This window comes from Ruegeria arenilitoris, from assembly GCF_013032855.1.
Lineage (GTDB): Bacteria > Pseudomonadota > Alphaproteobacteria > Rhodobacterales > Rhodobacteraceae > Ruegeria > Ruegeria arenilitoris.
Window position 1 is genome coordinate 292,121 of the sequence record NZ_WQDA01000004.1, and the last position, 23,168, is coordinate 315,288.

A 23,168-nucleotide genomic window follows, 5' to 3' on the forward strand; every position below is an offset into this window, starting at 1 on the left:
TGGGACTGGGTGTTTTGACTTTGCCATGACCAGATGGCACCCTTCGGTCGTTTTCGGCCTGTTTTTTCGGGCATCATTGATTGATCCGGTTTCGCAGCCTAAGAGGAAGCCCCGGATGCACCACATCCGCCGGCTAAGTTTTTGAAATTGAGAGGTCACATGTCACGCAAGGTCACCAAGGCGATTTTCCCTGTCGCAGGATTGGGCACCCGGTTTCTTCCGGCAACGAAATCCGTTCCGAAGGAAATCATGACGCTGGTTGACCGGCCTCTCGTTCAATATGCCATCGACGAAGCCCGCGCTGCGGGTATTACCGAGTTCATCTTCGTCACATCACGCGGGAAATCGGCGCTCGAAGACTATTTCGACCACAATCTCGTGCTGGAGCAGGAGCTGAAGGCCAAAGGCAAGGATGATTTGCTGGAGGTTCTCGAGAACACCAACATGGAAAGCGGTGCTATCGCCTATATCCGCCAACACAAGGCATTGGGCTTGGGACACGCCGTCTGGTGCGCCCGCCGTCTGATCGGCGATGAACCCTTTGCGGTCATGCTGCCGGACGACGTTATTGCGGCCGACAAACCCTGCCTGCAGCAGATGGTCGAGGCTTATGAGGAAACCGGCGGCAACATGGTCGCCGCGATGGAGGTCGCACCCGAAAAAACCAGCTCGTACGGGATACTGGACGCCGCCGACAGTTCCGGCAAGGTGATCCGCGCCCGCGGCATGGTTGAAAAGCCCAAGGCCGACGAGGCACCGTCGAACATGGCAGTGATCGGTCGATACATTTTGGGGCCGTCGGTGCTGTACAACCTCAATCAGATGAAGAAAGGCAGCGGCGGAGAGATCCAGCTGACCGATGCCATCGCCGAAGACATCGGCAACGGTGTCCCCGTTTTCGGATACCGCTTTGATGGTCAACGCTTCGACTGCGGATCAAAAGCGGGCTTCCTACAGGCCACCGTGGCCTTTGCCCTGGCCCGGAATGACCTGCGCGACGACCTGAGCGCCTATCTGAATGATATTGTTGCCACAGGTCGGGCTGCCCAATAAGCGGCGGTCCTTCACCCACCCTGTGATGACTGCGATAAAACGTCAGAAAACCAGCCGAAAAGCCCATTCGTCATGACCACCATCTATCCTGTCATTCTGTGCGGCGGCTCCGGAACCCGGCTTTGGCCGCTGTCCCGAAAAAGCTATCCCAAACAGTTCGTGCCTCTAGTCGGAAACAGCAGCCTGTTGCAGGACTGTGCGGACAGGATGCGAGGGCCCAAGGACGCACCGTACGCCAAGCCCCTGATACTCACCAATGAATCGTTCCGCTTCATCGTCACCGAGCAGCTTACCGCCATTGGTGTCGACCCGGGTCCGATCCTTATTGAGCCTGAGGGCCGCAACACGGCTCCGGCGGTCTTGGCGGCCGCGCTTTACCTGTCCAAGGTAGACCCGGATGCTTTGATGCTGGTGGCGCCGTCCGATCACGTCGTTCCCGACAAATCCGCGTTCCACGCGGCGGTTTCGCAAGGTGTGACCGCCATCGAGAGGGACCGCCATCTGGTGACGTTCGGGATCACTCCGGACCGGCCGGAAACCGGATATGGATATCTGAAGTTAAGCGCTGCGCCCGACGCGACAGGTGCTGCGGTCGCATTGGACCGTTTCGTTGAAAAGCCCGATCTGGATCGGGCCAAGGCCATGATTTCCGATGGCAGTTACCTGTGGAATTCCGGCATTTTCCTGTTTGCGGTGCGCGACATCATCGCTGCGTTCCAGGATCATGCACCCAATTTGTTGCCGCCGGTTCAGACTGCCGTCGAGGACGCGAAGGCCGATCTTGGCTTTCTGCGACTGGACGCATTGGCCTGGGGGAAAGTCGAAGACATTTCGATCGACTACGCGGTCATGGAACGGGCCAAAAACCTGAGCGTTGTTCCCTATGCCGCCGGCTGGTCGGATGTCGGCAGCTGGTCGGCCGTCCAGGAGCTGAGCAGCCCCGACGAAAACGGCGTTGCGACCACCGGTGAGGTGACGACGATCGACTGTAACAACGTGTTGATCCGGTCCGAGTCAGCCTCCCAAGAAGTCGTGGCCATGGGGCTCGAGAACATGATCGCTGTGGCCATGCCGGATGCCGTTCTGGTGGCCAGCATGGACAAGGCACAGGATGTCAAACAGGCCGTGGCCGCCCTGAAGGCCAAAGGGGCACCGCAGGCCGAAGCTCTGCCGGTCGACCATCGCCCCTGGGGCTGGTTCGAGAGCCTGGTCGTGGGCGAACGATTCCAGGTCAAACGGATTCACGTAAACCCCGGCGCGGCCCTGAGCCTGCAGTCCCACCACCACAGGTCCGAGCATTGGATCGTCGTAGAAGGTACCGCCAAGGTCACGATCGATGACGAGGTTCGTCTGGTCAGCGAAAACCAGTCTGTCTACATCCCCCTTGGCGCGGTTCACCGGATGGAAAACCCCGGCAAGGTGCCTATGGTCCTGATCGAGGTCCAGACCGGCGCCTACCTCGGAGAAGACGATATTATCCGGTACGAGGATGTCTACGCCCGCAACTGATCCTGGCTGAACACCTCGGCTCCGGTCGCCAACGGTTCACGCTTTGGGCGTACAGGTCAGAATCAGCTGACCGACCTCCATACTAAAAATATCCACAGCCGCCCCAAAAGGGCGGCTTTGTTTCGTATTTGGAAATCCACAAGTAACCAAATCCTTTTTGTGTCGTTCGCACGTGAAAGCGGGGATTCATCCCATCCGCGGCAGGGTGGCGCGCAGCGAATTCCGTGAATCGATGGCCCAAGGAGGATCCCGCCCGTGTCCCAAAACACCCCCCGTTTGAATCTGCCGTTTCTGCAACCCTCACAGGCGCAAAAACACGTTACCCACAACGAAGCGCTGCGGCAGCTGGACCTGATCGTGCAGCTGAGTGTTGTGGCTCTGGATGAAACCATTCCACCTGCGGCACCAGATCAAGGTGCCATCTACGGCTTGGGGGCCAGCCCGACAGGCGCCTGGGCGGGGAAGCCTGGGCAACTCGCGGCTTGGTTGGACAATGCTTGGGTCTTTGTCACTCCGGCAAACGGATGGCGCGTTTGGGACCAAGCCGGCGCCGCACTCAAGGTTTGGGACAACGGGGGATGGATCGATCCTCCGATCAATACAGCGAACCTTGCCGGGGTCGGGGTCGCAACCGGATACGATCCGACCAATCGCCTGTCGGTTCGGGGTCCCGCCACATTGCTGAGCCATGACGGGAGCGGTCACCAGTTGAAGATCAACAAGGCGAGCGCGACTGACACGGCCTCCCTCCTGTTTCAGTCCAACTGGACCGGTCACGCCGAGATGGGCCTTGCGGGCAATACCGATTTTTCCATCAAGGTTTCACCGGACGGAGGCTCTTGGACCGAGGCGGTGCGCGTGGATGCCACATCGGGAACGATCAGCGGCGCGGCCGTTCAAGCCACCCCTGAAGATGTAACACCCGGACGGCTGATGCGAGCCGACTACGGATATTGCCCCGGCAACCTCGTGGGTCCGGTGACGCAGTCTGGCGGGACCCCGACCGGCGCAGTGATCGAACGCGGCGCAAATGCGAACGGCGAATTCGTTCGTTTCGCGGATGGAACCCAGATCTGCACCCTCGCGGCGAGCGCGGTGGCCTGTACTGTCGGCAAGGGGCCACTGTTTGCAAGCGCCCAGAATACTTGGACTTTCCCCGCGCCTTTTGCTGTGGGCAGTACTCCAACCCTAAGCGGCAGCGGTAATGCCCTGGGACGGTTCATCAGCTTCGATTTGCCGACCGAAACGCAGGTAGCGTGGCAAGTTCTGTCGCCGGTATCCGATCCGGCGGCAATACCCCCGGCGGTCTCGGCCATCGGTCGCTGGTTCTGATCAGCGAACGCACCCGGTCTTTGGGCCGGGTGCCTATTTGGCCCGCAGGTCGTCGGTCGATTGATCAAGGAACCAGGCATAGGTCTCGCGGATACCATCTTCGAGGCCTATGCGTGCCTTCCAGCCCATCTTGGCCAACCGGGAAACGCCCATCAGCTTGCGCATCGTACCATCTGGCTTGGTGGTGTCCTGCGTGATCCGGCCGGTATATCGGGTGATTTCGGCGATCAGTGCGGCCAGCTCGGCAATCGAAACGTCCTGCCCGCAGCCCACGTTTATGTGGCTCAGCATGGGTTGCGTATTGGCCTGATACACGTCCTGCGGCAAATCCATTACGAACAGCGATGCCTCGGCCATGTCATCGACATGCAGGAATTCACGCCGCGGCTTCCCAGTTCCCCAGATCACCACTTCGTCCAGCCCGTCGCGTTTGGCTTCGTGGAAGCGGCGGATCAGTGCTGGCAGAACATGGCTGTTCTCAGGGTGGAAATTGTCGCCCGGCCCATACAGGTTGGTCGGCATGACCGACCGGTAGTCGACCCCGTGCTGGCGGTTGTAGCTTTCGCACAGCTTGATCCCGGCGATCTTGGCAACCGCATATGGTTCGTTCGTCGGCTCCAAAACACCCGTCAGCAACGCGTCTTCGCGCATCGGCTGCGCTGCTTCACGCGGGTAGATGCAGGAACTGCCCAGCTGCAGAAGACGCCGTACACCGGCCGCAAAAGCCTGATGGATCACGTTGCACTCGATCATCAGATTTTCGTAAATGAAATCTGCAGGATACGTGTTGTTGGCGTGAATCCCACCGACCTTTGCAGCAGCCAGGATCACGACGTCTGGGCGCTCGGCCTGCATGAAGGCACGGACGGCCGCCTGATCGGTCAGATCCAATTCGGAATGGGTTCGGGTCACCAGTTCAAGCGGCTCGCCATCGGCCTGGCGCGCCTTGAGCTGACGCAGGATTGCTCCACCTACCATGCCACGATGTCCGGCGATGTAGATCTTGCGCATTTCTGCCTCCTCAGCCGTTTTCCAGGCTGACCGGCAATTCGAACCCGTGCTCTTTCAACAAGGCGTGGCGCTTGGCGGTTTTGAGGTCTTCCAGAACCATCTCTGCGCACATTTCCTGCACGGTCAGCTCCGGCTCCCATCCCAATTTGGCCTTGGCGTTCGACGGGTCACCCAGCAGAGTGTCCACCTCGGCTGGTCGGAAATACTGCGGGTCGATCCGTATGATCACGTCACCGGGTTTCAGCGCTGGGGCGTTGTCGCCGTCGATCGCCGTCACCGTTGCAACCTCGTCCACACCGCTGCCCGAAAACTCCAAGGTGAGCCCAAGCTCGGCCGCCGACCATTCGATGAATTGCCGCACGGAATACTGCTTGCCGGTGGCAATAACGAAATCCTCGGGCTTGTCCTGCTGCAGCATCATCCACTGCATCCGCACGTAGTCCTTGGCATGGCCCCAATCGCGCAGACTGTCGATATTCCCCATGTAAAGGCACTTCTCCAAGCCCTGGGCGATGTTGGCCAGACCACGCGTGATCTTGCGGGTGACAAAGGTTTCGCCGCGGCGCGGGCTTTCATGATTGAACAGGATTCCGTTGCAGGCATACATCCCGTACGCCTCGCGATAATTGACCGTGATCCAATACGAATACAGTTTGGCCACCGCGTAGGGCGAGCGGGGATAGAACGGGGTCGTTTCGCGCTGCGGAGTTTCCTGAACCAGCCCGTAGAGTTCCGACGTGGACGCCTGATAGAACCGGGTCTTGTTCTCAAGTCCCAGGAACCGGATCGCCTCAAGCAGGCGCAGGGTGCCGATGGCATCGACATCCGCGGTATATTCCGGCGACTCGAAGCTGACGGCCACGTGAGATTGGGCGCCCAGGTTGTAGACTTCGTCGGGCTGAACCTCCTGAATGATGCGGGTCAGGTTCGAGGTATCGCTCAGATCGCCGTAGTGCAGGCGCAGCTTCGGATCAGGCTCGTGGGGGTCCTGATAGATGTGGTCGATCCGCTGGGTGTTGAACGAGGATGCCCGACGCTTGATCCCGTGAACTTCATAGCCCTTTGCCAACAGAAATTCGGCCAGGTAAGACCCGTCCTGTCCTGTAACTCCAGTGATCAGCGCTTTTTTGGTCATCAGTTTGTTCCACCAGTTTCATGGACGCCCATTTGTCGCCCCAAAAACAGCAAGATGTCATGGAATGCAACCCGAGGCCACCGTCAGGCATTGAAACCGGCGGAAGTTTCTCCGAATGTGTGGCCGCCCGAGGTGGCATTGGTAACAAGGGAATTTGAATAATGCGTATTGCGATGATCGGCACGGGATATGTGGGTCTGGTGTCGGGTGTGTGCTTCTCGGATTTCGGTCATGACGTCATTTGCGTCGACAAGGCCGAAGCTAAGATCCAGATGCTGCAGGACGGAAAAGTTCCAATCTACGAACCGGGACTGGATGTTCTGATGGCCAAGAACGTGGCCGCCGGCCGGCTGAGCTTTACCACCGATCTGGCGAATGCAGTGAAAGGCGCGGATGCCGTCTTTATCGCTGTCGGGACACCAACCCGCCGCGGCGACGGCCATGCGGATCTGACCTATGTGATGGCAGCGGCCGAGGAAATCGCCCATGCGATGGATGGCTACACCGTGGTGGTGACCAAATCCACGGTTCCGGTCGGGACCAACCGCAAGGTTCAGGAAGTTGTCGCGGCGGCAAACCCCAAGGCAGACTTTGATGTCGCCTCGAACCCGGAATTCCTGCGCGAAGGCGCTGCGATCGACGATTTCATGCGTCCTGACCGCGTCGTTGTAGGGGTCGAGAACGACCGCGCCGCCGAGGTGATGGCCGAAATCTACCGCCCACTTTACCTGCGCGATTTTCCGATCCTGACGACGGATCTGGAAAGCGCCGAAATGATCAAATACGCGGCAAACGCCTTTCTCGCCACCAAGATCACATTCATCAACGAAATCGCTGGCCTGTGCGAGCGGGTCGGTGGCGACGTCAAGGAAGTGGCGCGCGGCATCGGCTTGGATGGGCGAATCGGAAACAAGTTCCTGCATGCCGGCCCCGGCTACGGCGGATCATGCTTTCCCAAGGACACCGCGGCGCTTGCGCGGATCGGACAGGAACATGCCTTTCCAATGCAGATCACCGAAACCGTCATGCGCGTGAATGACGAGGTCAAAAAACGCATGATCGAAAAGATCCGCGAAGCTTGCGACGACAGTTTCAACGGCAAGACCGTGGCGGTTTTGGGAGTGACGTTCAAACCCAACACCGACGACATGCGTGACGCTCCATCACTGACCATCGTGCCCGCCCTGATCGGTGGCGGCGCCAAAGTTCGCGTGGTCGACCCTCAGGGCCGATCCGAGGGTGAGGCTCTGCTGCCGGGTGTAGAGTGGGTCGAAGACCCGTATGCCGCTGCCAAGGACGCGGACGCAGTGGTGCTGTTGACCGAATGGAACGAGTTCCGCGCGCTGAACCTGACGCAGATGGCCGCTGAGATGAAATCTCCACGCATGGTCGACCTGCGGAACATCTATTCACGCGACAAGGTCAAGAAATCCGGTTTTGAAACCTATGTCGGGGTTGGGCGCTAGGCGTCCAATCCCCTGGCCTTTGGGTTTCGAACCCGGCTCAATCATAGAGCGGAACGGTGGCCTTGGCCCCAGCTGCCAGCGCCTTGCCCAGATCGCGGCGCACCTGTTCGTACAGGGCAAGCGACTCGTCGGAAAACAGGGTGGCGGGCGGATCGACATGGATGAAGTTTCCCTGCCGGTCCTCTCCGCGCGCGACCATCGCGTAGTCGCGGTCCGCCACCAACTGCTTCGCATTCGGGCTGATATAGCGGATGGCCATCCCGATACGCCGATCGTCCGACCGGTTCGGACCCGAGCCATGAATGGTCAGCCCGTGGTGAAGTGACATCTGCCCGGGCGCCAGTTCGATATGGGTTTTGTCTTCCTCGGCCACTTCGACCGCAATCTCCTGCCCGCGCGACAGCAGGTTGGTCTCGGAATAGGTGTCATTGTGCGGAAGAATGGGGTTCTTGTGACTGCCCCGGACAAAATCCATGCAGCCGCTTTCCACGGTTGCCGGCGACAGGGCCAGCCAGGCCGTAACCTGATCCGGGGTCTCGCCCATCCCCCAATAGGTCAGGTCCTGATGCATGCCAACTGTCTGGACGGTGCGTGGTTCTTTGATGAAAAATTCGGCCGACCAGATCATGATGTCCGGACCCAAGACGCCTTCGACGGCATCCAGTATACGCGGGTCCATGGCCAGTCGCGCCGCCAGCGGCATGACGAGGTGTGAGTTCACGCGCTTGTAGGTATTCAGCGGCAGAGGCAGATCGGCGGCCATCCAGTCGCGTTCAATCTGCTCGAGTTCCGAGCGCACCTGCGCGGGCTCGTCAGCAGACAGAATATCCAGCGGAAACAGGAAGCCGTCTTCCCAGTATTGCGCTGCTTGCGATGGGGTCAGTTTGTGCCGGGCCAGGTCTTGGATGTCGGGCATGGGTGCACCTTTTCGGATCGTTTCACGCACAGCCTAGCCGAACCGGTCTTGCGACGAGAACGCAAAGCCTTGCCTGTCAGGACAAGTTCAGCTTAGCCTGATTGCCATGTCGACCCGCATCCCCTCTCTCAACTGGCTGCGCGTTTTCGAGGCCGCGGCCCGCACCGAAAGCTTTGCCCGTGCTGCCGCCCAGCTGAACATGTCGGCCGCCGCCGTCAGCCAACAGGTCAAGGCACTGGAAACTCGTCTGGGCACGCCGCTGTTTCATCGCCATGCCCATGCCGTCACTTTGACCGAGGCCGGGAGGGCGTACCTGCCGGTCGTGCAGCAATCGCTGGTGATGCTGGACTCAGCCACTACCGGCCTGTTCGGCCAGACCCGGGACCAACGGCTGTATGTCCAATCCGTGTTGTTGTTCGCGCAAGGGGTGCTTGCGGCGGGCCTGACCCAGTTCCAAAAATCCCATCCTCAGATCAACCTGTCCCTGACGACCGGGAACCGGATGGCCGACTTCGCCAATCGTTTTACCGACCTGCAGATCGTGTTCGGCAACCCGACGCTGTTCGGCGCCGAAGGTGACATGCTGTTGACCGAGACCCTTTTTCCCGTGGCACCACCGGACATTGCCGACCAGATCAGCACTCCGCTGGATCTGGCCCGGTTTCCGCTGATCGAGGTTTCGACCCACCGGGCCAGTTGGCCGCACGTGTTCGAAGCCCTGCGGCTGCCGACCGGGCAGGCTCAGTATTTCTTCGCGGACAACTCAGTGATGGCGGCCGAGCTATCCGCGCAAGGGGTCGGGATCGCCCTGGCCCGCGCGCCCGCGTCTGACCGGATCATGCGGATGTCTGGCCTGGTGCCATGTCTGCCCGAGGTGGCCGTGCCGGGCCGGGATGCCTACCACCTGATCTACCCTTCACGGGCCACATTGCGGCCACCCGCGCGCGCGTTCCGTGAATGGTTGTTGGACTACAGCGCGGCAGCCCAAACCCGATAACGGCCCTGCCCGGTCACTTCGCGGATCAACCCACGTTCGGTGAACTTGTCGAGATTGCGCTGCACGGCCGCACGCGATGCCTGCGTCAACTCCTCGGCCAATGGCGCAGATACCATGGGCCATGCGGTCAGCACATCGATCAGGACCGGCGGCGTCCGCCCGCTGAGACCCTTGGTGGCCTCGCGTGCCCGGGCCTCCCACGCGCTGACGCGATCCAGGTGCAGCAGCGCGGCCAAGGCCGCCTGCCCTGCCCCACGAACCCAAGCGTTGAGTTTTTCCTCTGGCGTGCCGATGCCGCGCAGCGCCCCGGGGCCCGACAGTGCCAGCGGCATGAACAGTGCCCCGCCCCGACCCATCGTGGCCGCATGCCGCGCAGCGATCACCGCTGCTTCGGTATCCTGTCCATTTCCTTGCGAAAGCGCGCGCCACGCGTGAAAGGCAATGGCCGACTGCGTGACAGGGTGCAGGGCTTGTGCGCTATCCATCACTTCGGCCAAGTCCGCGACCGCCTCTGGGACTTCGTCTATCCCCTGAGCCATCCGGTCCAGAAAGGCGGCCAGTCCCGATTGCCAGCCGCCGTCCGACGGCCCTGCGCCCGAAGTCAGTCGCCGAACCGCCCAACCCGCCCGAAACAATGCTTGCACATCGTCCCCGGTGGCTCCGATACGCAATCCGGTCCACAGGGCAAGCCGATCAACGCTGATCCGGTCACCGGTCCACCACCCCAGGTCGGATACGTCCATCAGGGCCAGCCGGTGGGTCCACCCCTTTGGACCACTGCGCAACCGCTCGTCCAACGCCCCGAAGGTCAAGGTCAGATCCGCCAAACCCTGCGCCACTTCTGCCTGAGCTGCGCGCCAGTCCCGCGGGTCGAACAAAGCGCCCCGATCGGCACGCGGACCCGGCGGCAACATGTCCTCGGGCGCCGCTGCATCTTCGGGCGGCAAAAACCAAAGGTCTTCGTCGTCCGGCGGATCGACGTCATAGATACTGCGCGGCCCGTCCAGGACATCGTCCTCGTCCGGGTCCGGGTTCGTGGCCTTGGTCGTCATGCCATGCATTGTTCGGCCAATCGCACCGGTTCACAAGAGGTTTTGCGCAAGGCGGCTCAGCCGGCGAATGTCTGGGCCAGGTAATCCAGCTGCACGGTCAAATCGTTGTCCGGCCGGTTCCCCAACAGCATGTATCCGTACCCGTCGCGCGCCCACCGGGCCGTTGCAAGCCCGCTCAGGACTTCCTGCTTCAACTCTGAATTCGGCGCGCCATCGCCCTGACGGATCACGCACAGCGCAAAGGGATTGCCATCAGCGTCGGCAAAAACGATCTGAACCAATGGTTTGCCCTTGAAGGACAAAACCTGCGCGGCCTTCAGTTCCAGCCCCGGCAAACCTTCAAGCGAATCCCGGTTCAGCGGGCGGCCCAGTTTCTCTTCGGCCAATGAGATCTGGGCGTCGACGAGCGCCGGCGGGTATTCCAGCGTTGCAATCGAATCCGCCGTGTAAAGCGACTGGTACAGGGCCGCCTGCTCCGCCCATCCCATCGGCTGTGGGCGGGTCAGCCAAATGGTCAGAGATACGGCCAACACGGCCGCGGCAGCCGCGACGCCAAACAGGCGCCAGGGCCCCGCCAAAGCCGGAACCCTAGGCGGCAGTTCAACTTGTGGCGCGGCGGCGGGAATGTCTCGGAACACCTCGCGAACCACCGGCGCGATCGGATCCAGATCCATCAGGCGCTGCTCCAGTTCCGGATCGTTCTCAACAGCGGCCTCGATGGCATCGCTTTCCCCAGACCCCAATGAGCCTTGCAGATAGGCCTTTAGCGTATCGTCGGAAAAGGTCATGAGTCCCTCCGTCGGTCGGACGCAGCGGCATCCTGCGGCATCGCAGCTTGCAGTTTCTTGCGGGCATTGGAAAGCCGGCTCATGATCGTACCAATCGGAACCTCCAGCAACGCGGCGGCCTCGCGATAACTGTAGCCCTCGACAAAGACCAGCATGACCGTTTCGCGTTGCGCCTCGGGCAGTTGCATCACCTGTGTAAACACTTCCCGCGCAAAAATATTCATTTCGGCGTCGGTACCCGGCGCGATCAATTCGGCGTCCGGCGTTGCGGCCAACCCCTGGGACTTGCGCACGGTCCGCGCCCGCAGCTCGTTCAACCAGATTGACCGGCAGATCGTCATCAGCCACGAATCCAACCGATCAGTATGCGTAACCTGATGGCTTCGCTCCAACGCGCGCAGGCAAGTGGCCTGGGTCAGGTCGTCGGCAACATCCTGCGCCCCCGACAGAGCCAGCGCAAACCGCCAGACGCGTCTGGAATACGCCCCAATCGCCTGACGCACGGCCTGTTCCGAACTGTTGAGGTCATCACTGGGCACTTGGTCGATCCATGTTTCGGCACGCATCCCGCGACGCCAGAACTGGCACAGACAGAGAAGAATTGAAAACGCTTTCTTTCCGGTCGCTTGGCGTCAGCGTCCGATCGCTTCCTCGGACGCTCGCTTGGCAGCCACCAGTGCCAACAATTGGTCCTTGGTTCGTCCGATATGCGCGGACAGAAGCGCACAAGCCTGCTCGACCTGTCCATCCCGGGCAAGGCGCAGCAATTCGCGATGCTCTTTGCGGGCCGGTTCGCGTTGTTGCATCACACTGAGATGCATTCGGATATACCGGTCCGACTGCAGGCTCACACGGTGCAGCAGCTCGTTGGTCAGGCTTCGGTTCGCGGCCGCATAGAGGGCCGAATGGTACTGGTAGTTCAGCGCGCCCCACCGGCTGACGTCGTTGGCGTCGTACGACGCCTCCATCTGCTCCAGCAGTTGTTCGCAGCGCGCAAAGTCAGATTGGGTCATCTGCGGAATTGCCCGACGGAACAGGTCGGTCTCCAACAGCGACCGCAGGTCGAAGATCTCGCCGATTTCGGACAGGGAATGGCGCGTGACCCGCGCCCCGCGATTGTTCGTCAGCTGAACCAGTCCTTCGGCATCAAGCTGTTTCAGCGCCTCGCGCACCGGCATGCGCGACACGTCATAGTCTTCGGCCAATGCCTCCTGACGGATCGTCTCGCCTTCCGCCAGATCACCGCTGAGAATGCGTTCACGCAAGTCGGACGCGATTGCATCGGGAAGGCTTTGACGGGTGATTGCGCGTTTTGCTGCCAAGGGTCTGTCCGCATTTGCATTTTGGATACAAATATCCGCCCCGAGGCGCTTTTCCAACCGCCTATCGGGTTGAACAGGGCTAGGGTTCCCCGCTACCCCTTTGGCAACCGAGATCAAACCCAGGAACGGAACATGAGCGAAACGGTACGGCTGACGCCTAAAGAAATGACCGATCTGAGCCTGAAGGTTCTGTCCCATGTGGGTTATGGCCCCGACCACGCGCGGGCGATCGCGGAACTGCTGACCACCTGCCAAATGGACGATTGCCAGTCGCACGGTCTGTTTCGTCTGTTCATGTGCGCCCAGACCATGCAGGCGGGCAAGATCGACGGCCATGCGCAGCCCCAGGTCGCCGCCTCGGACAATGCCATCGTGCGCGTCGACGCACAGCGCGGCATGTCGTTGCTGGCGTTCCAGAAAGGCTTGCCGCGGCTGGTCGAGAAGACCCGCACCCACGGGATCGCGGCCATGGCGATCAAACGCTGTTTTCATTTCTCGGCCCTGTGGCCCGAGGTGGAGGCCCTGTCGGCCAAGGGGCTTGCAGCCATGGCGATGGTGCCCAGCCATTCCTGGGTGGCCCCTGCGGGGGGCACGCGCGGCAGCCTGGGCACCAACCCACTGGCCTTCAGCTGGCCCCGCATGGGCAAAGACCCGTTCACCTTCGATTTCGCGACCAGCGCCTTCGCCCGCGGCGAGATCGAGCTGTACAAGCGCGCGGGCAAACCCTTGCCCGAAGGCGTGGCGATCGACAAAGACGGCAACCCCACGACCGACCCGCAAGCGGCGCTGGACGGCGCGATGCTGACTTTCGGCGGCTACAAAGGCTCGGCCCTGTCGATCATGATCGAACTTCTGGCCGGCCCGCTGATCGATGACCTGACCAGCCTGGAGAGCATGGAGTTCGCCCAAGGCACGGGCGGCGCGCCTTACCACGGCGACATCATCATCGCCTTCGACCCCGACCAGTTCAGCGGCGGGCGACGACAGGCCAACGACGCGCGGGCCGAGCGCCTGTTTGCCGATATCCTCGATCAAGGCGCGCGCCTGCCGTCACAGCGCCGCTTTGCCGCCCGCGCGCGCAATACCACCCGGGGATATGCCGAGGTTTCCGCGCAACTGCACCGCGATCTGCTGGCCCTTCTGGACTAGGCACCCCAGGTGTCGCGCAGGCGGTAACCTTGCGGCCAGGGGTCGTCGGGGTCCAGCATGTGCTGGTGGATGCCGGTGATCCATCCGCGGCCCGAGATCTCGGGCAGGATGGCTGGATGGTCGCCGACATGGGTCGTGCCCAGTATACGGCCGGCAAACCGCGAGCCGATGATCGACACCGCGTCAAAGCTCTGGCCCGGCCGCATCTGCCCCCGCGCGGCCATCAGCGCCATGCGGGCCGAAACGGCGGTACCGGTGGGCGAGCGGTCGACCTTGCCGGGCTGGATCGCCACCGCGGATCGGCCGGTCAGGCCGGTTTCTGTTTCGGCAAGCGGTCCGCAGAACGCGCAGAACGAGATGTGGTTCCAATCCGGGTTTTCGGGATGCGCAAAGCCCAGCTGCGCATTGGCAGCGTCGGTGATCGCCACCCCCAGACGGGCGATGTCGGCGGCCTCGTCCTCGGTGATGCGCAGCCCCAGCGCCGCGGCGTCGACCACGACGAAACTGTCCCCGCCATAGGCGGTGTCCACCGTCAGGGTTCCCAGCCCCTCGACCTCGAGCGGCGCGGCGAGGCGGTCGGCAAAGCTGGGCAGGTTCTGGACGTAGATCCGTACTGCCTTGCCGTTGCGGCATTCGGCCCGCACCCGCACCAGCCCGCCCGGCGCCTCGAGCGTCAGGTGGGTTTCCGGTTCGGTCATCGGCAGGATGCCCCCGTCCAGCAGCACTGTCGCCACGCATATCGCGTTCGAGCCGGACATGGGCGGCGTATCCTCGGGCTCCATTATGATGAAGGCGGCGTCGGCATCAGGATGTTTGGGCGGCACCAGCAGGTTGACATGGCGGAACACCCCGCCGCGCGGCTCGTTCAGCACGAAGTTGCGCAGGGTCTGGTCGCGGGCGATGAAGCTGCGTTGCGCCCAGATCGTGTCGCCGGGCGGCGGGGCGACACCGCCGACGATCACATCCCCCACTTCACCCTCGGCATGGGCCGAGATCACGTGGATGGTCTTGCTGCTGCGCATCCCCCGCTCAGAACCGGGTGGCGGCGAAGGGATCGACCGGGATGGACGGATCGGTGCCGTCGATCAGCGCGCCCACCAGTTCGGCGGTCCCCGCCGACTGGGTCAGGCCCAGATGGCCGTGCCCGAAGGCGTAGATCAGGTTCGGCGATTTCGAAGACCGTCCGATCACCGGAATGCTGTCGGGCAGCGAGGGGCGGAACCCCATCCACTGCGTCCCGCCTTCGGTCTTCAACCCCGGTAGGAACTGGCGCGCCTTGTTCAGCAAGGTATCGGCGCGTTTGAAATTGGGCGGCAGGTCAAGCCCGCCCAGTTCGACCGCGCCGCCGATGCGCACACCGCCGTTAATCTTGGTGGCCACGAAAGCATGCCGCGAGAAGGCAAGGTGCAGCCGCAGGTCGAACGCGCCCGGCGGCAGGGTCGTGTTATAGCCCCGCTCGGTCTCGAGCGGGATCCGGTCGCCCACCGTGCGGGTCAGGTGGTGCGACCACGCCCCGGCGGCCACGACCACCTTGCTGGCATCCGCCGCACCCTGGTCGAAGCGCACCCAGACGCCCGTGTCCGACAGCTCCAGCGCGCGTACGGGGCGCGTTTCGATCACCCCGCCACGGTCGCGAAACACCTGTGCCAGATGCTCGACCCAGCGTTTGGGATCGACGGTATTCCACCAGTGTGGCGTGAACCCGGCATGGGAAAAACGCGGGCTGAGCCCGGGCTGGATCTCGGCGATCGCTTCGGGGCTTTCCAGCAGATCGAAGGCGATGCCATGCCGGCGACGCAACTCCCACGTGGGCAAGGCGGCGCGGAACTCGGCCGCGCTTTCGTACAACTGCAACTGCCCGTCGCGCTGCATCATCGCCTCGCCACCCGTATCGGCGATCTGCCGTTCGGTCGCGGCCTGGCACAGGCGCATCAGGTTGGCCTGCGCGGCGACCAGCGCCTGGTACCGGCTGGGGCGGCTGGCCCGCCAGAACCGCCACATCCACGGCGCGATCTGCAGGGCATAGGCGGGCGGGATCGACAGCGGCCCCAACGGATCGAGCAGCCATTTCGGGGCCTTTTTCATGATCCCCGGCGTGGCCAGAGGTTCGACCTCGGGGAAGGCGAACGCCCCGGCATTTCCCGCCGAACTGCCCGCGGCCACGCCTTCGCGGTCCAGTATCTGAACCGTGTAACCCCGACGCTGCAATTCCAGCGCCGCGCTGATACCAACGACGCCGGCACCTATGACGATGACATCTTTCTTCATGTGATCTCTATACCCGAACGGAATGGATCGGCGGGATCAAAAATCAAGCGGCTTTCGGCCATCACGAAAGCCTGACCGGTGATCGAGGGGATCACCCCGCCGTTCGGACCCGGCTGATAGGACAGCCTATAGGGGCTGCCGATGACGCTAGCCTGCACGATTTCTTCACCCGGCGCCAAGCGCCCATCGGCCGCCAGACAGGCCAACCGCGCCGAACTGCCCGTGCCGCAGGGCGAGCGGTCATAGGCGTCATCGGGGCACAGAACGAAGTTTCGGCTGTGGACGCCGGAGGCCGGCGCGGTCTCCTGAAAAATCACATGATCGATCGGCTCGCCCGCTTCGCCGCCCACGCCCTGCGCGACCGAGGCCTGCCGAATGGCGACGCCCAGATCGGTCAGTTGCCGGATGTTCGCGGGCTCGACCGGCACCGGGCTGGGATCGACGATAAAGAACCAATTGCCGCCATAGGCCACATCACCTGTAACCGGCCCGAAATCCGGAACCTCGATCGTCACGGCCTGATGCACCCGCCGGCTTTCGATGTTGGTTACTGTCACTGTGTTGGGATCGTGCAGCTCCACCGTGACCACACCCGCTGGGGTTTCGATCCGGTGGATGCCAACACCGATCCGCCCAAGATGGGCCAGCGTCACGGTCAACCCAATCGTGCCATGCCCGCACATGCCAAGCACCGCATCCACGTCGAAGAAGATCACCCCGGTCACGCAGGACGGATCGACCGAAGGCACCAGCAGCGCCCCCACCATCGCTGGCTGACCGCGCGGCTCCAGCATGACCGAGCGCCAGAACGGGCGGTGCTGGGTCGCCAAAAGCCCTGCGCGTTCGGATAGAGGACCGCTGCCCAGATCGGGCGCGCCGTCCAGAATCACGCGCGTCGGCTCTCCGCCGGTATGGCTGTCGATCACATGCACGCGGCAATCACCCCGCCTTGCCTTGACCAGTCTGCAAACCAGGCGCGAAACAAGCTGTACTGCTGTTCGCAATAGTTGCGCTGCGCATCGGTCAGCGCGTCAGTTTCGTTGAAGTGCAAGCGGTATTCATCCTCGCCGTTCAGAACCAGAAGGTGCTTGTAGTACAGAACCAGATCGGGGCCTTCATCGAAACTGGACAGCACGTGGATGGCCTCTGTCAACTCCTGTGCGCGCTGGCGGGCCTCGGCATTGCCAGTGGCCGCTTTTTTCGACAAAGCGGTCAGCAGCAGAACCTCTTTGGGCAGTACATTACCGATGCCGGTGATTGCGCCGGTTGCGCCACAGTTGACGATGCCATGGTAGACGGCCGTATCGACCCCCACCATCAGCGTCACCTGGTCATCACGGCTGGTGATGTTCTCAGCCGCATAGCGCAGATCGTCCTTGCCACCGAATTCCTTGAAGCCCACCAGATTGGAGTGCTCGGCCCGCAGCGCAAAGAAAAGGTCGGCGCGTGTGGCGAATCCATAATACGGACTGTTGTAGATGACCGCCGGAATATCCGGTGCCGCCGACAGGATGGCCTTGAAATGGTTGCGCTGCGCCGTGACCGAACTGCCGCGCGACAGGACCCGCGGGATAACCATCAGCCCAGCTGCACCCACCTTTTGCGCATGCGCCGCGTGTGCCACGGCGGATTGCGTATTGACCGCCCCGGTGCCCACCACGACGGGCAGGCCGGCGCCGATCAACCGCTCGACCCCTTCCATCCGCTGTTCGTCGGTCAGCAGTGGCCAGTCGCCCATCGACCCGCAGTAGACGACTGCGGACATGCCCGCCTCGATCATCTGCTGACCCTTTCGCACCAAGGCGTCAAAGTCGGGCTGACGGTCGGGCGTACAAGGGGTCATGAGCGCGGGCATGGTGCCGGTAAAGACGTCGGGTGACATGTGGCCGATCCTTTCCAAGTTGCCCGCGTCCATCGCCGGGCGGTCAGATTTCCTGTCTCAACCCCGCAGTATCGGATTTTGTATCCAAAATCCATAGGATTCGTCTGGCAAAAGGAAAACGCGCCAGGCAGAGGGCCCGGCGCGTTTACATTTTCCAATTGAACAACGGTTCAGCGCAACCGCATCCCGCTTTCCGGGTCAAACAGCATGGCGCGTTCGGGCCGAACCGAGATTCCGATCCGTTCGCCCGTTTTGCTGCGCTGGTCGTCCCGCTCTTCGACGATCAACTTGTCACCGTTGGGCGTCAGCAAATAACTGTAGGAGACGCCGCCAAGCGCTTCGGTCAGATCGACGGTACAGGTGTCGCCGGACCGATCCACGGCAATATGTTCCGGGCGGATTCCCAGGACCACCTTCTTGGCATCGGTCGGCACGCCATTGGTGACGGGGATCGAGTCCGTCAGAGCCGGGTGGCGCACCGTTCCTTCGACGACATCGCAATCCAGAAAGTTCATTGCGGGCGAGCCGATGAACCCCGCCACGAACCGGTTGTCGGGGTCCCGATACAGATCCATCGGAGCGCCCACCTGCTCGATCCGGCCATCGCGCAGCACCACGATCTTGTCGGCCATGGTCATAGCTTCGACCTGGTCGTGGGTGACGTAGATCATCGTCGCGCCGATCTCCTGGTGCAGACGGGCGATCTCAACCCGCATTTCCACGCGCAGTTCGGCATCGAGGTTCGACAGCGGCTCGTCGAACAGAAAAACCTCGGGGCCGCGCACGATGGCCCGGCCGATGGCGACCCGCTGACGCTGGCCACCCGACAAGGCCTTGGGCTTGCGCTTGAGATACTGGTCCAGTTTCAGGATTTCCGACGCTTCGGCGACCTTCTTGTCGATCTCGGCCTTGGGCACACCGTTCATGCGCAGACCAAAGCCCATGTTCTCGGCCACGGACATGTGCGGATACAGGGCGTAGGTCTGGAACACCATCGCGACACCGCGCTTGGCCGGGTCCATGTGGGTCACGTCACGCTGACCGATGCGGATTTCACCCTCGGTGGTTTCTTCCAGCCCGGCGATCATCCGCAACAGGGTGGATTTGCCACAGCCCGACGGCCCGACAAAAACGCAGAACTCGCCGTCCTCGATTTCCAGATCAATGCCGTGAATGACCTGGGTCTGGCCATAACGCTTGATTGCGCCCTTCAGGGTAACGCCTGTCATGATGCTTGCATCCTGTCCTTGCGGCCCTCGGGGAACCGCCATGCTTCGGCTTCGGACCCGATCTGGTCGGCCGAACGCCGCACCCGAGGGACCCATTTCTTCAATTGGTCAAAATCCATGCGCTGGGTCGATCCGGTGATCGAGATCGCCCCCAGTACCCGCCCGCCCGATGTCAGGATCGGACAGGCCACGCAGATGATGCCGGGCTCGTGCTCTTCATCATCCATGGCGAACCCCCGTTCGCGGATCCGGGCCAGATCCGCCCGCAGCACCGCCTCCGAGGTCAGCGTCTTGTCGGTAAAGCGGTGAAAGCTTTGCTGCGAAATCGCTTTGTCCAGCCGGTCGTCATCCAGAAAGGCGAGCATCGCCTTCCCCACACCGGTGCAATAGGCCGGACCAACCTTTCCGGCCTCGGAATACATCTCGACCGGGTTTTTGGCATTGCGCTTGTCCACATACAGAACCTGACTGGAATCAAGCTGCGCAAGGTGCACCGTCTCGCCGGTTTCCAGGCTCAGCCCATCCAGGATCGGCCGCGCGATCGGCGCGAGCGAGCTTTGCGTCCAGGCCGAATGCGCCAGCCGCACCAGCCGCAGCCCCGGCGAATAGGTCTGCCGGTCTGGGTCGTAAGACAACATGCCCTGATTGGTCAGCGACTGCAGAAACCGGTACAGGGAAGCCTTGGGAAAGCTGCTGCTTTCCAGCAATTCGGCGAACCGCACAGGCCGGCCGAACGCCGCGACCTGTTCCAGCACGTCACATGCCTTGCCGATGGTTCCGTCACCTGCCACGGGTCTGATTTCTCCTCCACTTCCCCTTGCGGACGGGCCGCGAGGGTATTGACAAGCCTAGCCGATTCGATGTGTAGTTTTCAATATATAAAACTTGGTTTCATTATTTGGAACCTCAAAATGGAAGCTAAGGGAGGAAACCATGCATTCCATGTTCAAGCGCACTGCGGCGGCACTGGCGGCCAGTGTGGCACTTGCAGCGCCCGTTTCGGCAGAACTGACCGGCGAGCTGCGAATCTTCCTCGACACATCGAATCCGGCGCCGCGCGCGACGATGGAAGCGATGATTGAGCGTTTCGCGGCACAGCACCCGGGTCTGGAGATCGAGACCACGGTCATCGACCGTGAGGCGTACAAGACCCAGATCCGCAACTTCCTGACGGCGGACACGCCCGACGTCGCGACCTGGTACGCGGCCAACCGCATGAAGCCTTATGTCGAGGCCGGACTGTTCGAAGATGTATCGGACCTGTGGGCCGAGCCGGAAATCGCCGAAAACCTGGCCTCGACCAAGGGCGCGATGACCATCGACGGCAAGCAGTGGGGCGTGCCCTACACCTACTATCAGTGGGGCGTCTACTACCGCAAAGACATCTTTGACGAGCTGGGCCTGTCCGAGCCGACCACCTGGGAAGAAGAGCTGGCCAACTGCCAGAAGATCGTCGACTCGGGTCGCGCCTGCTATACCATCGGCACCAAGTTCCTGTGGACGGCTGGCGGCTGGTTCGACTACCTGAACATGCGCACCAACGGCTTCGACTTCCACCAGCAACTGGCCAATGGCGAAGTCAGCTGGGAAGACGACCGGGTCAAGCAGACCTTCGCCAACTGGAAGCAGCTGATCGACATGGGCGCGTTCATCGACAACCACCAGACCTACAGCTGGCAAGAGGCCCTGCCCTTCATGGTTCAGGGTGATGCAGCGGCCTATCTGATGGGCAACTTCGCGGTGGCTCCGCTGCGCGAGGCCGGTCTGACCGACGACCAGTTGGACTTCTACCAGTTCGTCGCGATCAACCCCGATGTCGAGCTGGCCGAAGATGCGCCGACCGACACGTTCCACATCCCGGCGAACGCGTCGAACAAAGAAGCCGCGCGCGAGTTCCTGCGTTTTGTCGTTTCGGCTGACGAGCAGACCGAAATCAACAACGGCAAGAACCTCGGACAACTGCCCGTCAACGCCAAATCCTCGGTGGATGACGACAAGTTCCTGCAGGAAGGCTTCAAGATGCTGTCGACCAACAGCCCCGGCGGCGTCGCCCAGTTCTGGGATCGCGACGCACCGGCGGAAATGGCCAAAGTGTCGATGGAAGGCTTCCAGGAGTTCATGGTCAAGCCGGACAACCTGGACAGCATCCTGGCCAAGCTGGAACGCGCACGTCAGCGCATCTATGACAACTGATCGGGTTGTGGCCGGGGCAACCCCGGCCACGCCGTAGCCAAACGCAGGACGGGCACGATCCCGTCCTGCCCATTCCAAACCGGGATTGACCATGACCGCTGTCGACGTCACCGAACACGAAAGCTGGTTCCACAGAAATCAGCAACGTATCGCACCCTGGCTGTTTCTGGCTCCGGGCGTGCTGTTCTTCATGGTCTACGTGATCATCCCCGTATTCCAGTCCTTCAACCTGTCGCTCTACGAATGGGACGGGCTGGGCGCGGCCGAATATGTCGGAATGCGCAACTATGAAGACCTGTATTGGGAATGGGTCGATCGTGACGCCTTCTATGTCTCGCTGAAGAACAACCTGATCTGGCTGATCATGTACCTGCTGGCGATCCCGGCTGGTCTGTTCATCGCGCTGTTCCTCAACCAGACGGTCTGGGGAATCCGGTTGTACAAATCCCTGTTCTTCTTTCCCTTCGTCATCAGCCAGGTCGTAGTCGGGCTGGTCTTCACCTGGTTCTACGACCCCACTTTCGGACTGCTGAACGAGCTTTTGGGCTTGGTCGGGTTGGGTCCGCTGAACGTACTGGGTGATGAACGCTTCGTAACCTACGGCATCATTTTCGCGGGCCTCTGGCCGCAGACCGCCTATTGCATGATCCTGTATCTGACCGGCCTGAACGCCGTGGACCCCGAACAGATCGAGGCCGGCCGGCTGGACGGCGCCAAGGGCGGGCGGATGCTGTGGCATATCATCCTGCCGCAACTGCGCCCGGCGACCTTCATCGCCTTCGTGGTGACCATTATCGGCGCGCTGCGCTCGTTCGACCTGATCTCGATCATGACGCAGGGCGGGCCGTTCGGGTCAAGCCGCGTGCTGGCCTATTACATGTTCGAGGTCGCCTTGTCGGAGTACGGGTTCCGCATGGGCTATGGCGCGGCCATCGCCGTGATCCTGTTCCTGATCATGCTGTGCTTCATCGCCTACTTCCTGTGGTCGATGTACCGCGAAGAAAAGGGGCACTGAGATGTTTCCCAAACCGATCGAAAAACAACCCCGCGCGGCGCAGATTTCCTATCAGGCAATGCTGCCGGTCGCCCTTCTGCTGTGGCTCGGCCCTCTGCTGGCGGTGGCCCTGTTTTCCATCAAGCCCGAGGCGGATTTCACCAACGCCAACTACTGGGGCCTGCCCTCCAGCTTTGAAGGCGCCAGGAACTATGGCCAGGTCTTCTTCAACTCGGACATGCCGCGCTATCTGCTGAACTCGTTCCTGATCACGGTTCCCACGGTGATCGGCGCGGTGGCGCTCAGCTGCATGACCGGGTTCGCGCTGGGGATTTACAAGTTCAAGTCGAACCTGTGGATTTTCTTCATGTTCGTGGCCGGCAACTTCGTACCCTTCCAGATCCTGATGGTGCCGGTGCGCGACCTGACGCTGGACTTGGGGCTCTACAATACGAAAACCGGGCTGGTACTGTTCCACATTGCGTTCCAGACGGGGTTCTGCACCCTGTTCATGCGCAACTTCATCCGCGCCCTGCCCTTTGAGTTGATCGAGGCCGCCCGGGTCGAGGGCATCAGCGAATGGCGCATCTTCTGGTACGTGGTCCTGCCGCTGATGAAACCCGCAATCGCCGCGCTCAGCGTTCTGATCTTCACCTTCATCTGGAATGACTATTTCTGGGCCGTCGTGCTGACCCAGGGGGCCGAGAGCCAACCCGTCACCGCCGGCATCACCAGCTTCAACGCGCAGTTCCGCGCAGCGTATCACTTGATGAGTGCCGGCTCGATCGTCGCGGCCCTGCCGCCGGTGGCCATGTTCTTTCTGATGCAGAAACACTTCATCGCGGGTCTGACCCTCGGTGCCGTAAAATAAC

General features: G+C 61.8%; 22 protein-coding genes. 9 read left to right on the forward strand and 13 right to left on the reverse strand.

What is annotated here, in order from left to right:
* Nucleotides 1–159: 159 nt before the first annotated feature.
* The 3 genes from galU to GOW72_RS14910 all read left to right on the forward strand — a co-directional run bounded on the left by galU (nt 160) and on the right by GOW72_RS14910 (nt 3,894).
* Complete coding sequence (gene galU, locus GOW72_RS14900; RefSeq protein WP_093963131.1) at nt 160–1,053, forward strand: UTP--glucose-1-phosphate uridylyltransferase GalU; 894 nt, start codon at nt 160–162, stop codon at nt 1,051–1,053.
* Nucleotides 1,054–1,125: 72 nt separating this feature from the next.
* Nucleotides 1,126–2,562, forward strand: coding sequence for a mannose-1-phosphate guanylyltransferase/mannose-6-phosphate isomerase (locus GOW72_RS14905; RefSeq protein ID WP_170367376.1), 1,437 nt, complete (start codon nt 1,126–1,128; stop codon nt 2,560–2,562).
* Nucleotides 2,563–2,817: 255 nt separating this feature from the next.
* Nucleotides 2,818–3,894, forward strand: coding sequence for a DUF2793 domain-containing protein (locus GOW72_RS14910; protein ID WP_170367377.1), 1,077 nt, complete (start codon nt 2,818–2,820; stop codon nt 3,892–3,894).
* 33 nt (nt 3,895–3,927) lie between these two features.
* Here the strand turns inward: GOW72_RS14910 and fcl are convergent, their stop codons facing one another.
* The gene (gene fcl / locus GOW72_RS14915) at nt 3,928–4,905 is read right to left on the reverse strand and encodes a GDP-L-fucose synthase (protein ID WP_170367378.1); all 978 of its coding nucleotides are present in this window, start codon (nt 4,903–4,905) and stop codon (nt 3,928–3,930) included.
* 10 nt (nt 4,906–4,915) lie between these two features.
* Nucleotides 4,916–6,040: a GDP-mannose 4,6-dehydratase gene (gene gmd, locus GOW72_RS14920; RefSeq protein WP_170367379.1), complete on the reverse strand. Its 1,125-nt coding sequence runs from the start codon at nt 6,038–6,040 to the stop codon at nt 4,916–4,918.
* Between the two features lie 161 nt (nt 6,041–6,201).
* Here gmd and GOW72_RS14925 point away from each other — a divergent pair, with 161 nt between their 5' ends.
* Nucleotides 6,202–7,506 (forward strand): UDP-glucose dehydrogenase family protein, encoded by a 1,305-nt coding sequence (locus tag GOW72_RS14925; RefSeq protein ID WP_170367380.1) that lies wholly within the window; start codon nt 6,202–6,204, stop codon nt 7,504–7,506.
* Nucleotides 7,507–7,543: 37 nt separating this feature from the next.
* Here the strand turns inward: GOW72_RS14925 and GOW72_RS14930 are convergent, their stop codons facing one another.
* Nucleotides 7,544–8,422: a phytanoyl-CoA dioxygenase family protein gene (locus tag GOW72_RS14930; protein WP_170367381.1), complete on the reverse strand. Its 879-nt coding sequence runs from the start codon at nt 8,420–8,422 to the stop codon at nt 7,544–7,546.
* A 106-nt stretch (nt 8,423–8,528) separates the two neighbouring features.
* Between GOW72_RS14930 and GOW72_RS14935 the strand changes: the two genes are divergently transcribed.
* Nucleotides 8,529–9,419 carry a LysR substrate-binding domain-containing protein gene (locus GOW72_RS14935; RefSeq protein ID WP_170359323.1) on the forward strand — a complete coding sequence of 297 codons (891 nt, stop codon included), beginning with the start codon at nt 8,529–8,531 and terminating at the stop codon, nt 9,417–9,419.
* Here GOW72_RS14935 and GOW72_RS14940 read toward each other — a convergent pair.
* From GOW72_RS14940 to GOW72_RS14955, 4 genes are all read right to left on the reverse strand, one after another.
* The gene (locus GOW72_RS14940; protein WP_170367382.1) at nt 9,392–10,471 is read right to left on the reverse strand and encodes a helix-turn-helix domain-containing protein; all 1,080 of its coding nucleotides are present in this window, start codon (nt 10,469–10,471) and stop codon (nt 9,392–9,394) included. The two genes, GOW72_RS14935 and GOW72_RS14940, sit on opposite strands and share 28 nt — an antisense overlap.
* Nucleotides 10,472–10,527: 56 nt before the next feature.
* Complete coding sequence (locus GOW72_RS14945; protein WP_170367383.1) at nt 10,528–11,259, reverse strand: hypothetical protein; 732 nt, start codon at nt 11,257–11,259, stop codon at nt 10,528–10,530.
* Complete coding sequence (locus GOW72_RS14950) at nt 11,256–11,825, reverse strand: RNA polymerase sigma factor (RefSeq protein ID WP_170341291.1); 570 nt, start codon at nt 11,823–11,825, stop codon at nt 11,256–11,258. Before GOW72_RS14950 ends, GOW72_RS14945 begins: the two co-directional genes overlap by 4 nt.
* 66 nt (nt 11,826–11,891) lie before the next feature.
* Nucleotides 11,892–12,581 carry a GntR family transcriptional regulator gene (locus tag GOW72_RS14955; RefSeq protein WP_170367384.1) on the reverse strand — a complete coding sequence of 230 codons (690 nt, stop codon included), beginning with the start codon at nt 12,579–12,581 and terminating at the stop codon, nt 11,892–11,894.
* A 132-nt stretch (nt 12,582–12,713) separates the two neighbouring features.
* On the opposite strand from GOW72_RS14955, the gene GOW72_RS14960 reads away from it, so the two are divergent.
* The gene (locus tag GOW72_RS14960; RefSeq protein ID WP_170367385.1) at nt 12,714–13,730 is read left to right on the forward strand and encodes an Ldh family oxidoreductase; all 1,017 of its coding nucleotides are present in this window, start codon (nt 12,714–12,716) and stop codon (nt 13,728–13,730) included.
* Here the strand turns inward: GOW72_RS14960 and GOW72_RS14965 are convergent.
* The 6 genes from GOW72_RS14965 to GOW72_RS14990 all read right to left on the reverse strand — a co-directional run bounded on the left by GOW72_RS14965 (nt 13,727) and on the right by GOW72_RS14990 (nt 19,900).
* On the reverse strand, nt 13,727–14,752 hold the full coding sequence (locus GOW72_RS14965; protein WP_170367386.1) for a trans-3-hydroxy-L-proline dehydratase: 1,026 nt from the start codon (nt 14,750–14,752) through the stop codon (nt 13,727–13,729). The two genes, GOW72_RS14960 and GOW72_RS14965, sit on opposite strands and share 4 nt — an antisense overlap.
* A gap of 7 nt (nt 14,753–14,759) precedes the next feature.
* Nucleotides 14,760–15,998, reverse strand: coding sequence for an NAD(P)/FAD-dependent oxidoreductase (locus GOW72_RS14970; RefSeq protein ID WP_170367387.1), 1,239 nt, complete (start codon nt 15,996–15,998; stop codon nt 14,760–14,762).
* Nucleotides 15,995–16,930, reverse strand: a complete 936-nt coding sequence (locus GOW72_RS14975; protein ID WP_170359311.1) for a 4-hydroxyproline epimerase — start codon at nt 16,928–16,930, stop codon at nt 15,995–15,997. Before GOW72_RS14975 ends, GOW72_RS14970 begins: the two co-directional genes overlap by 4 nt.
* Nucleotides 16,921–17,880, reverse strand: coding sequence for a dihydrodipicolinate synthase family protein (locus GOW72_RS14980; RefSeq protein ID WP_170367388.1), 960 nt, complete (start codon nt 17,878–17,880; stop codon nt 16,921–16,923). The genes GOW72_RS14975 and GOW72_RS14980 overlap by 10 nt, the downstream gene beginning before the upstream one ends.
* 170 nt (nt 17,881–18,050) lie before the next feature.
* Nucleotides 18,051–19,109, reverse strand: a complete 1,059-nt coding sequence (locus tag GOW72_RS14985) for an ABC transporter ATP-binding protein (RefSeq protein ID WP_170367389.1) — start codon at nt 19,107–19,109, stop codon at nt 18,051–18,053.
* On the reverse strand, nt 19,106–19,900 hold the full coding sequence (locus tag GOW72_RS14990) for an IclR family transcriptional regulator (RefSeq protein WP_170367390.1): 795 nt from the start codon (nt 19,898–19,900) through the stop codon (nt 19,106–19,108). Before GOW72_RS14990 ends, GOW72_RS14985 begins: the two co-directional genes overlap by 4 nt.
* 142 nt (nt 19,901–20,042) lie before the next feature.
* On the opposite strand from GOW72_RS14990, the gene GOW72_RS14995 reads away from it, so the two are divergent.
* The 3 genes from GOW72_RS14995 (at nt 20,043) to GOW72_RS15005 (ending at nt 23,167) form a co-directional block, all read left to right on the forward strand.
* Nucleotides 20,043–21,302 (forward strand): ABC transporter substrate-binding protein, encoded by a 1,260-nt coding sequence (locus GOW72_RS14995; protein WP_093963148.1) that lies wholly within the window; start codon nt 20,043–20,045, stop codon nt 21,300–21,302.
* Between the two features lie 91 nt (nt 21,303–21,393).
* Complete coding sequence (locus tag GOW72_RS15000; protein ID WP_093963149.1) at nt 21,394–22,317, forward strand: carbohydrate ABC transporter permease; 924 nt, start codon at nt 21,394–21,396, stop codon at nt 22,315–22,317.
* A 1-nt stretch (nt 22,318) separates the two neighbouring features.
* Nucleotides 22,319–23,167 carry a carbohydrate ABC transporter permease gene (locus GOW72_RS15005; protein ID WP_093963150.1) on the forward strand — a complete coding sequence of 283 codons (849 nt, stop codon included), beginning with the start codon at nt 22,319–22,321 and terminating at the stop codon, nt 23,165–23,167.
* Nucleotide 23,168 lies beyond the last annotated feature (1 nt).

Bases quoted from the DNA above. Each gene is read 5' to 3' on its own strand.
- GOW72_RS14960 (WP_170367385.1), top strand. From the start codon at position 12,714: ATGAGCGAAACGGTACGGCTGACGCCTAAAGAAATGACCGATCTGAGC.
- gmd (WP_170367379.1), bottom strand. From the start codon at position 6,040: ATGACCAAAAAAGCGCTGATCACTGGAGTTACAGGACAGGACGGGTCT.
- GOW72_RS14980 (WP_170367388.1), bottom strand. From the start codon at position 17,880: ATGTCACCCGACGTCTTTACCGGCACCATGCCCGCGCTCATGACCCCT.
- GOW72_RS14970 (WP_170367387.1), bottom strand. From the start codon at position 15,998: ATGAAGAAAGATGTCATCGTCATAGGTGCCGGCGTCGTTGGTATCAGC.
- galU (WP_093963131.1), top strand. From the start codon at position 160: ATGTCACGCAAGGTCACCAAGGCGATTTTCCCTGTCGCAGGATTGGGC.
- GOW72_RS14950 (WP_170341291.1), bottom strand. From the start codon at position 11,825: ATGCGTGCCGAAACATGGATCGACCAAGTGCCCAGTGATGACCTCAAC.
- GOW72_RS14995 (WP_093963148.1), top strand. From the start codon at position 20,043: ATGCATTCCATGTTCAAGCGCACTGCGGCGGCACTGGCGGCCAGTGTG.
- GOW72_RS14940 (WP_170367382.1), bottom strand. From the start codon at position 10,471: ATGACGACCAAGGCCACGAACCCGGACCCGGACGAGGACGATGTCCTG.
- GOW72_RS14930 (WP_170367381.1), bottom strand. From the start codon at position 8,422: ATGCCCGACATCCAAGACCTGGCCCGGCACAAACTGACCCCATCGCAA.
- GOW72_RS15000 (WP_093963149.1), top strand. From the start codon at position 21,394: ATGACCGCTGTCGACGTCACCGAACACGAAAGCTGGTTCCACAGAAAT.
- GOW72_RS14965 (WP_170367386.1), bottom strand. From the start codon at position 14,752: ATGCGCAGCAGCAAGACCATCCACGTGATCTCGGCCCATGCCGAGGGT.
- fcl (WP_170367378.1), bottom strand. From the start codon at position 4,905: ATGCGCAAGATCTACATCGCCGGACATCGTGGCATGGTAGGTGGAGCA.
- GOW72_RS14905 (WP_170367376.1), top strand. From the start codon at position 1,126: ATGACCACCATCTATCCTGTCATTCTGTGCGGCGGCTCCGGAACCCGG.
- GOW72_RS14945 (WP_170367383.1), bottom strand. From the start codon at position 11,259: ATGACCTTTTCCGACGATACGCTAAAGGCCTATCTGCAAGGCTCATTG.
- GOW72_RS14985 (WP_170367389.1), bottom strand. From the start codon at position 19,109: ATGACAGGCGTTACCCTGAAGGGCGCAATCAAGCGTTATGGCCAGACC.
- GOW72_RS14935 (WP_170359323.1), top strand. From the start codon at position 8,529: ATGTCGACCCGCATCCCCTCTCTCAACTGGCTGCGCGTTTTCGAGGCC.
- GOW72_RS15005 (WP_093963150.1), top strand. From the start codon at position 22,319: ATGTTTCCCAAACCGATCGAAAAACAACCCCGCGCGGCGCAGATTTCC.
- GOW72_RS14925 (WP_170367380.1), top strand. From the start codon at position 6,202: ATGCGTATTGCGATGATCGGCACGGGATATGTGGGTCTGGTGTCGGGT.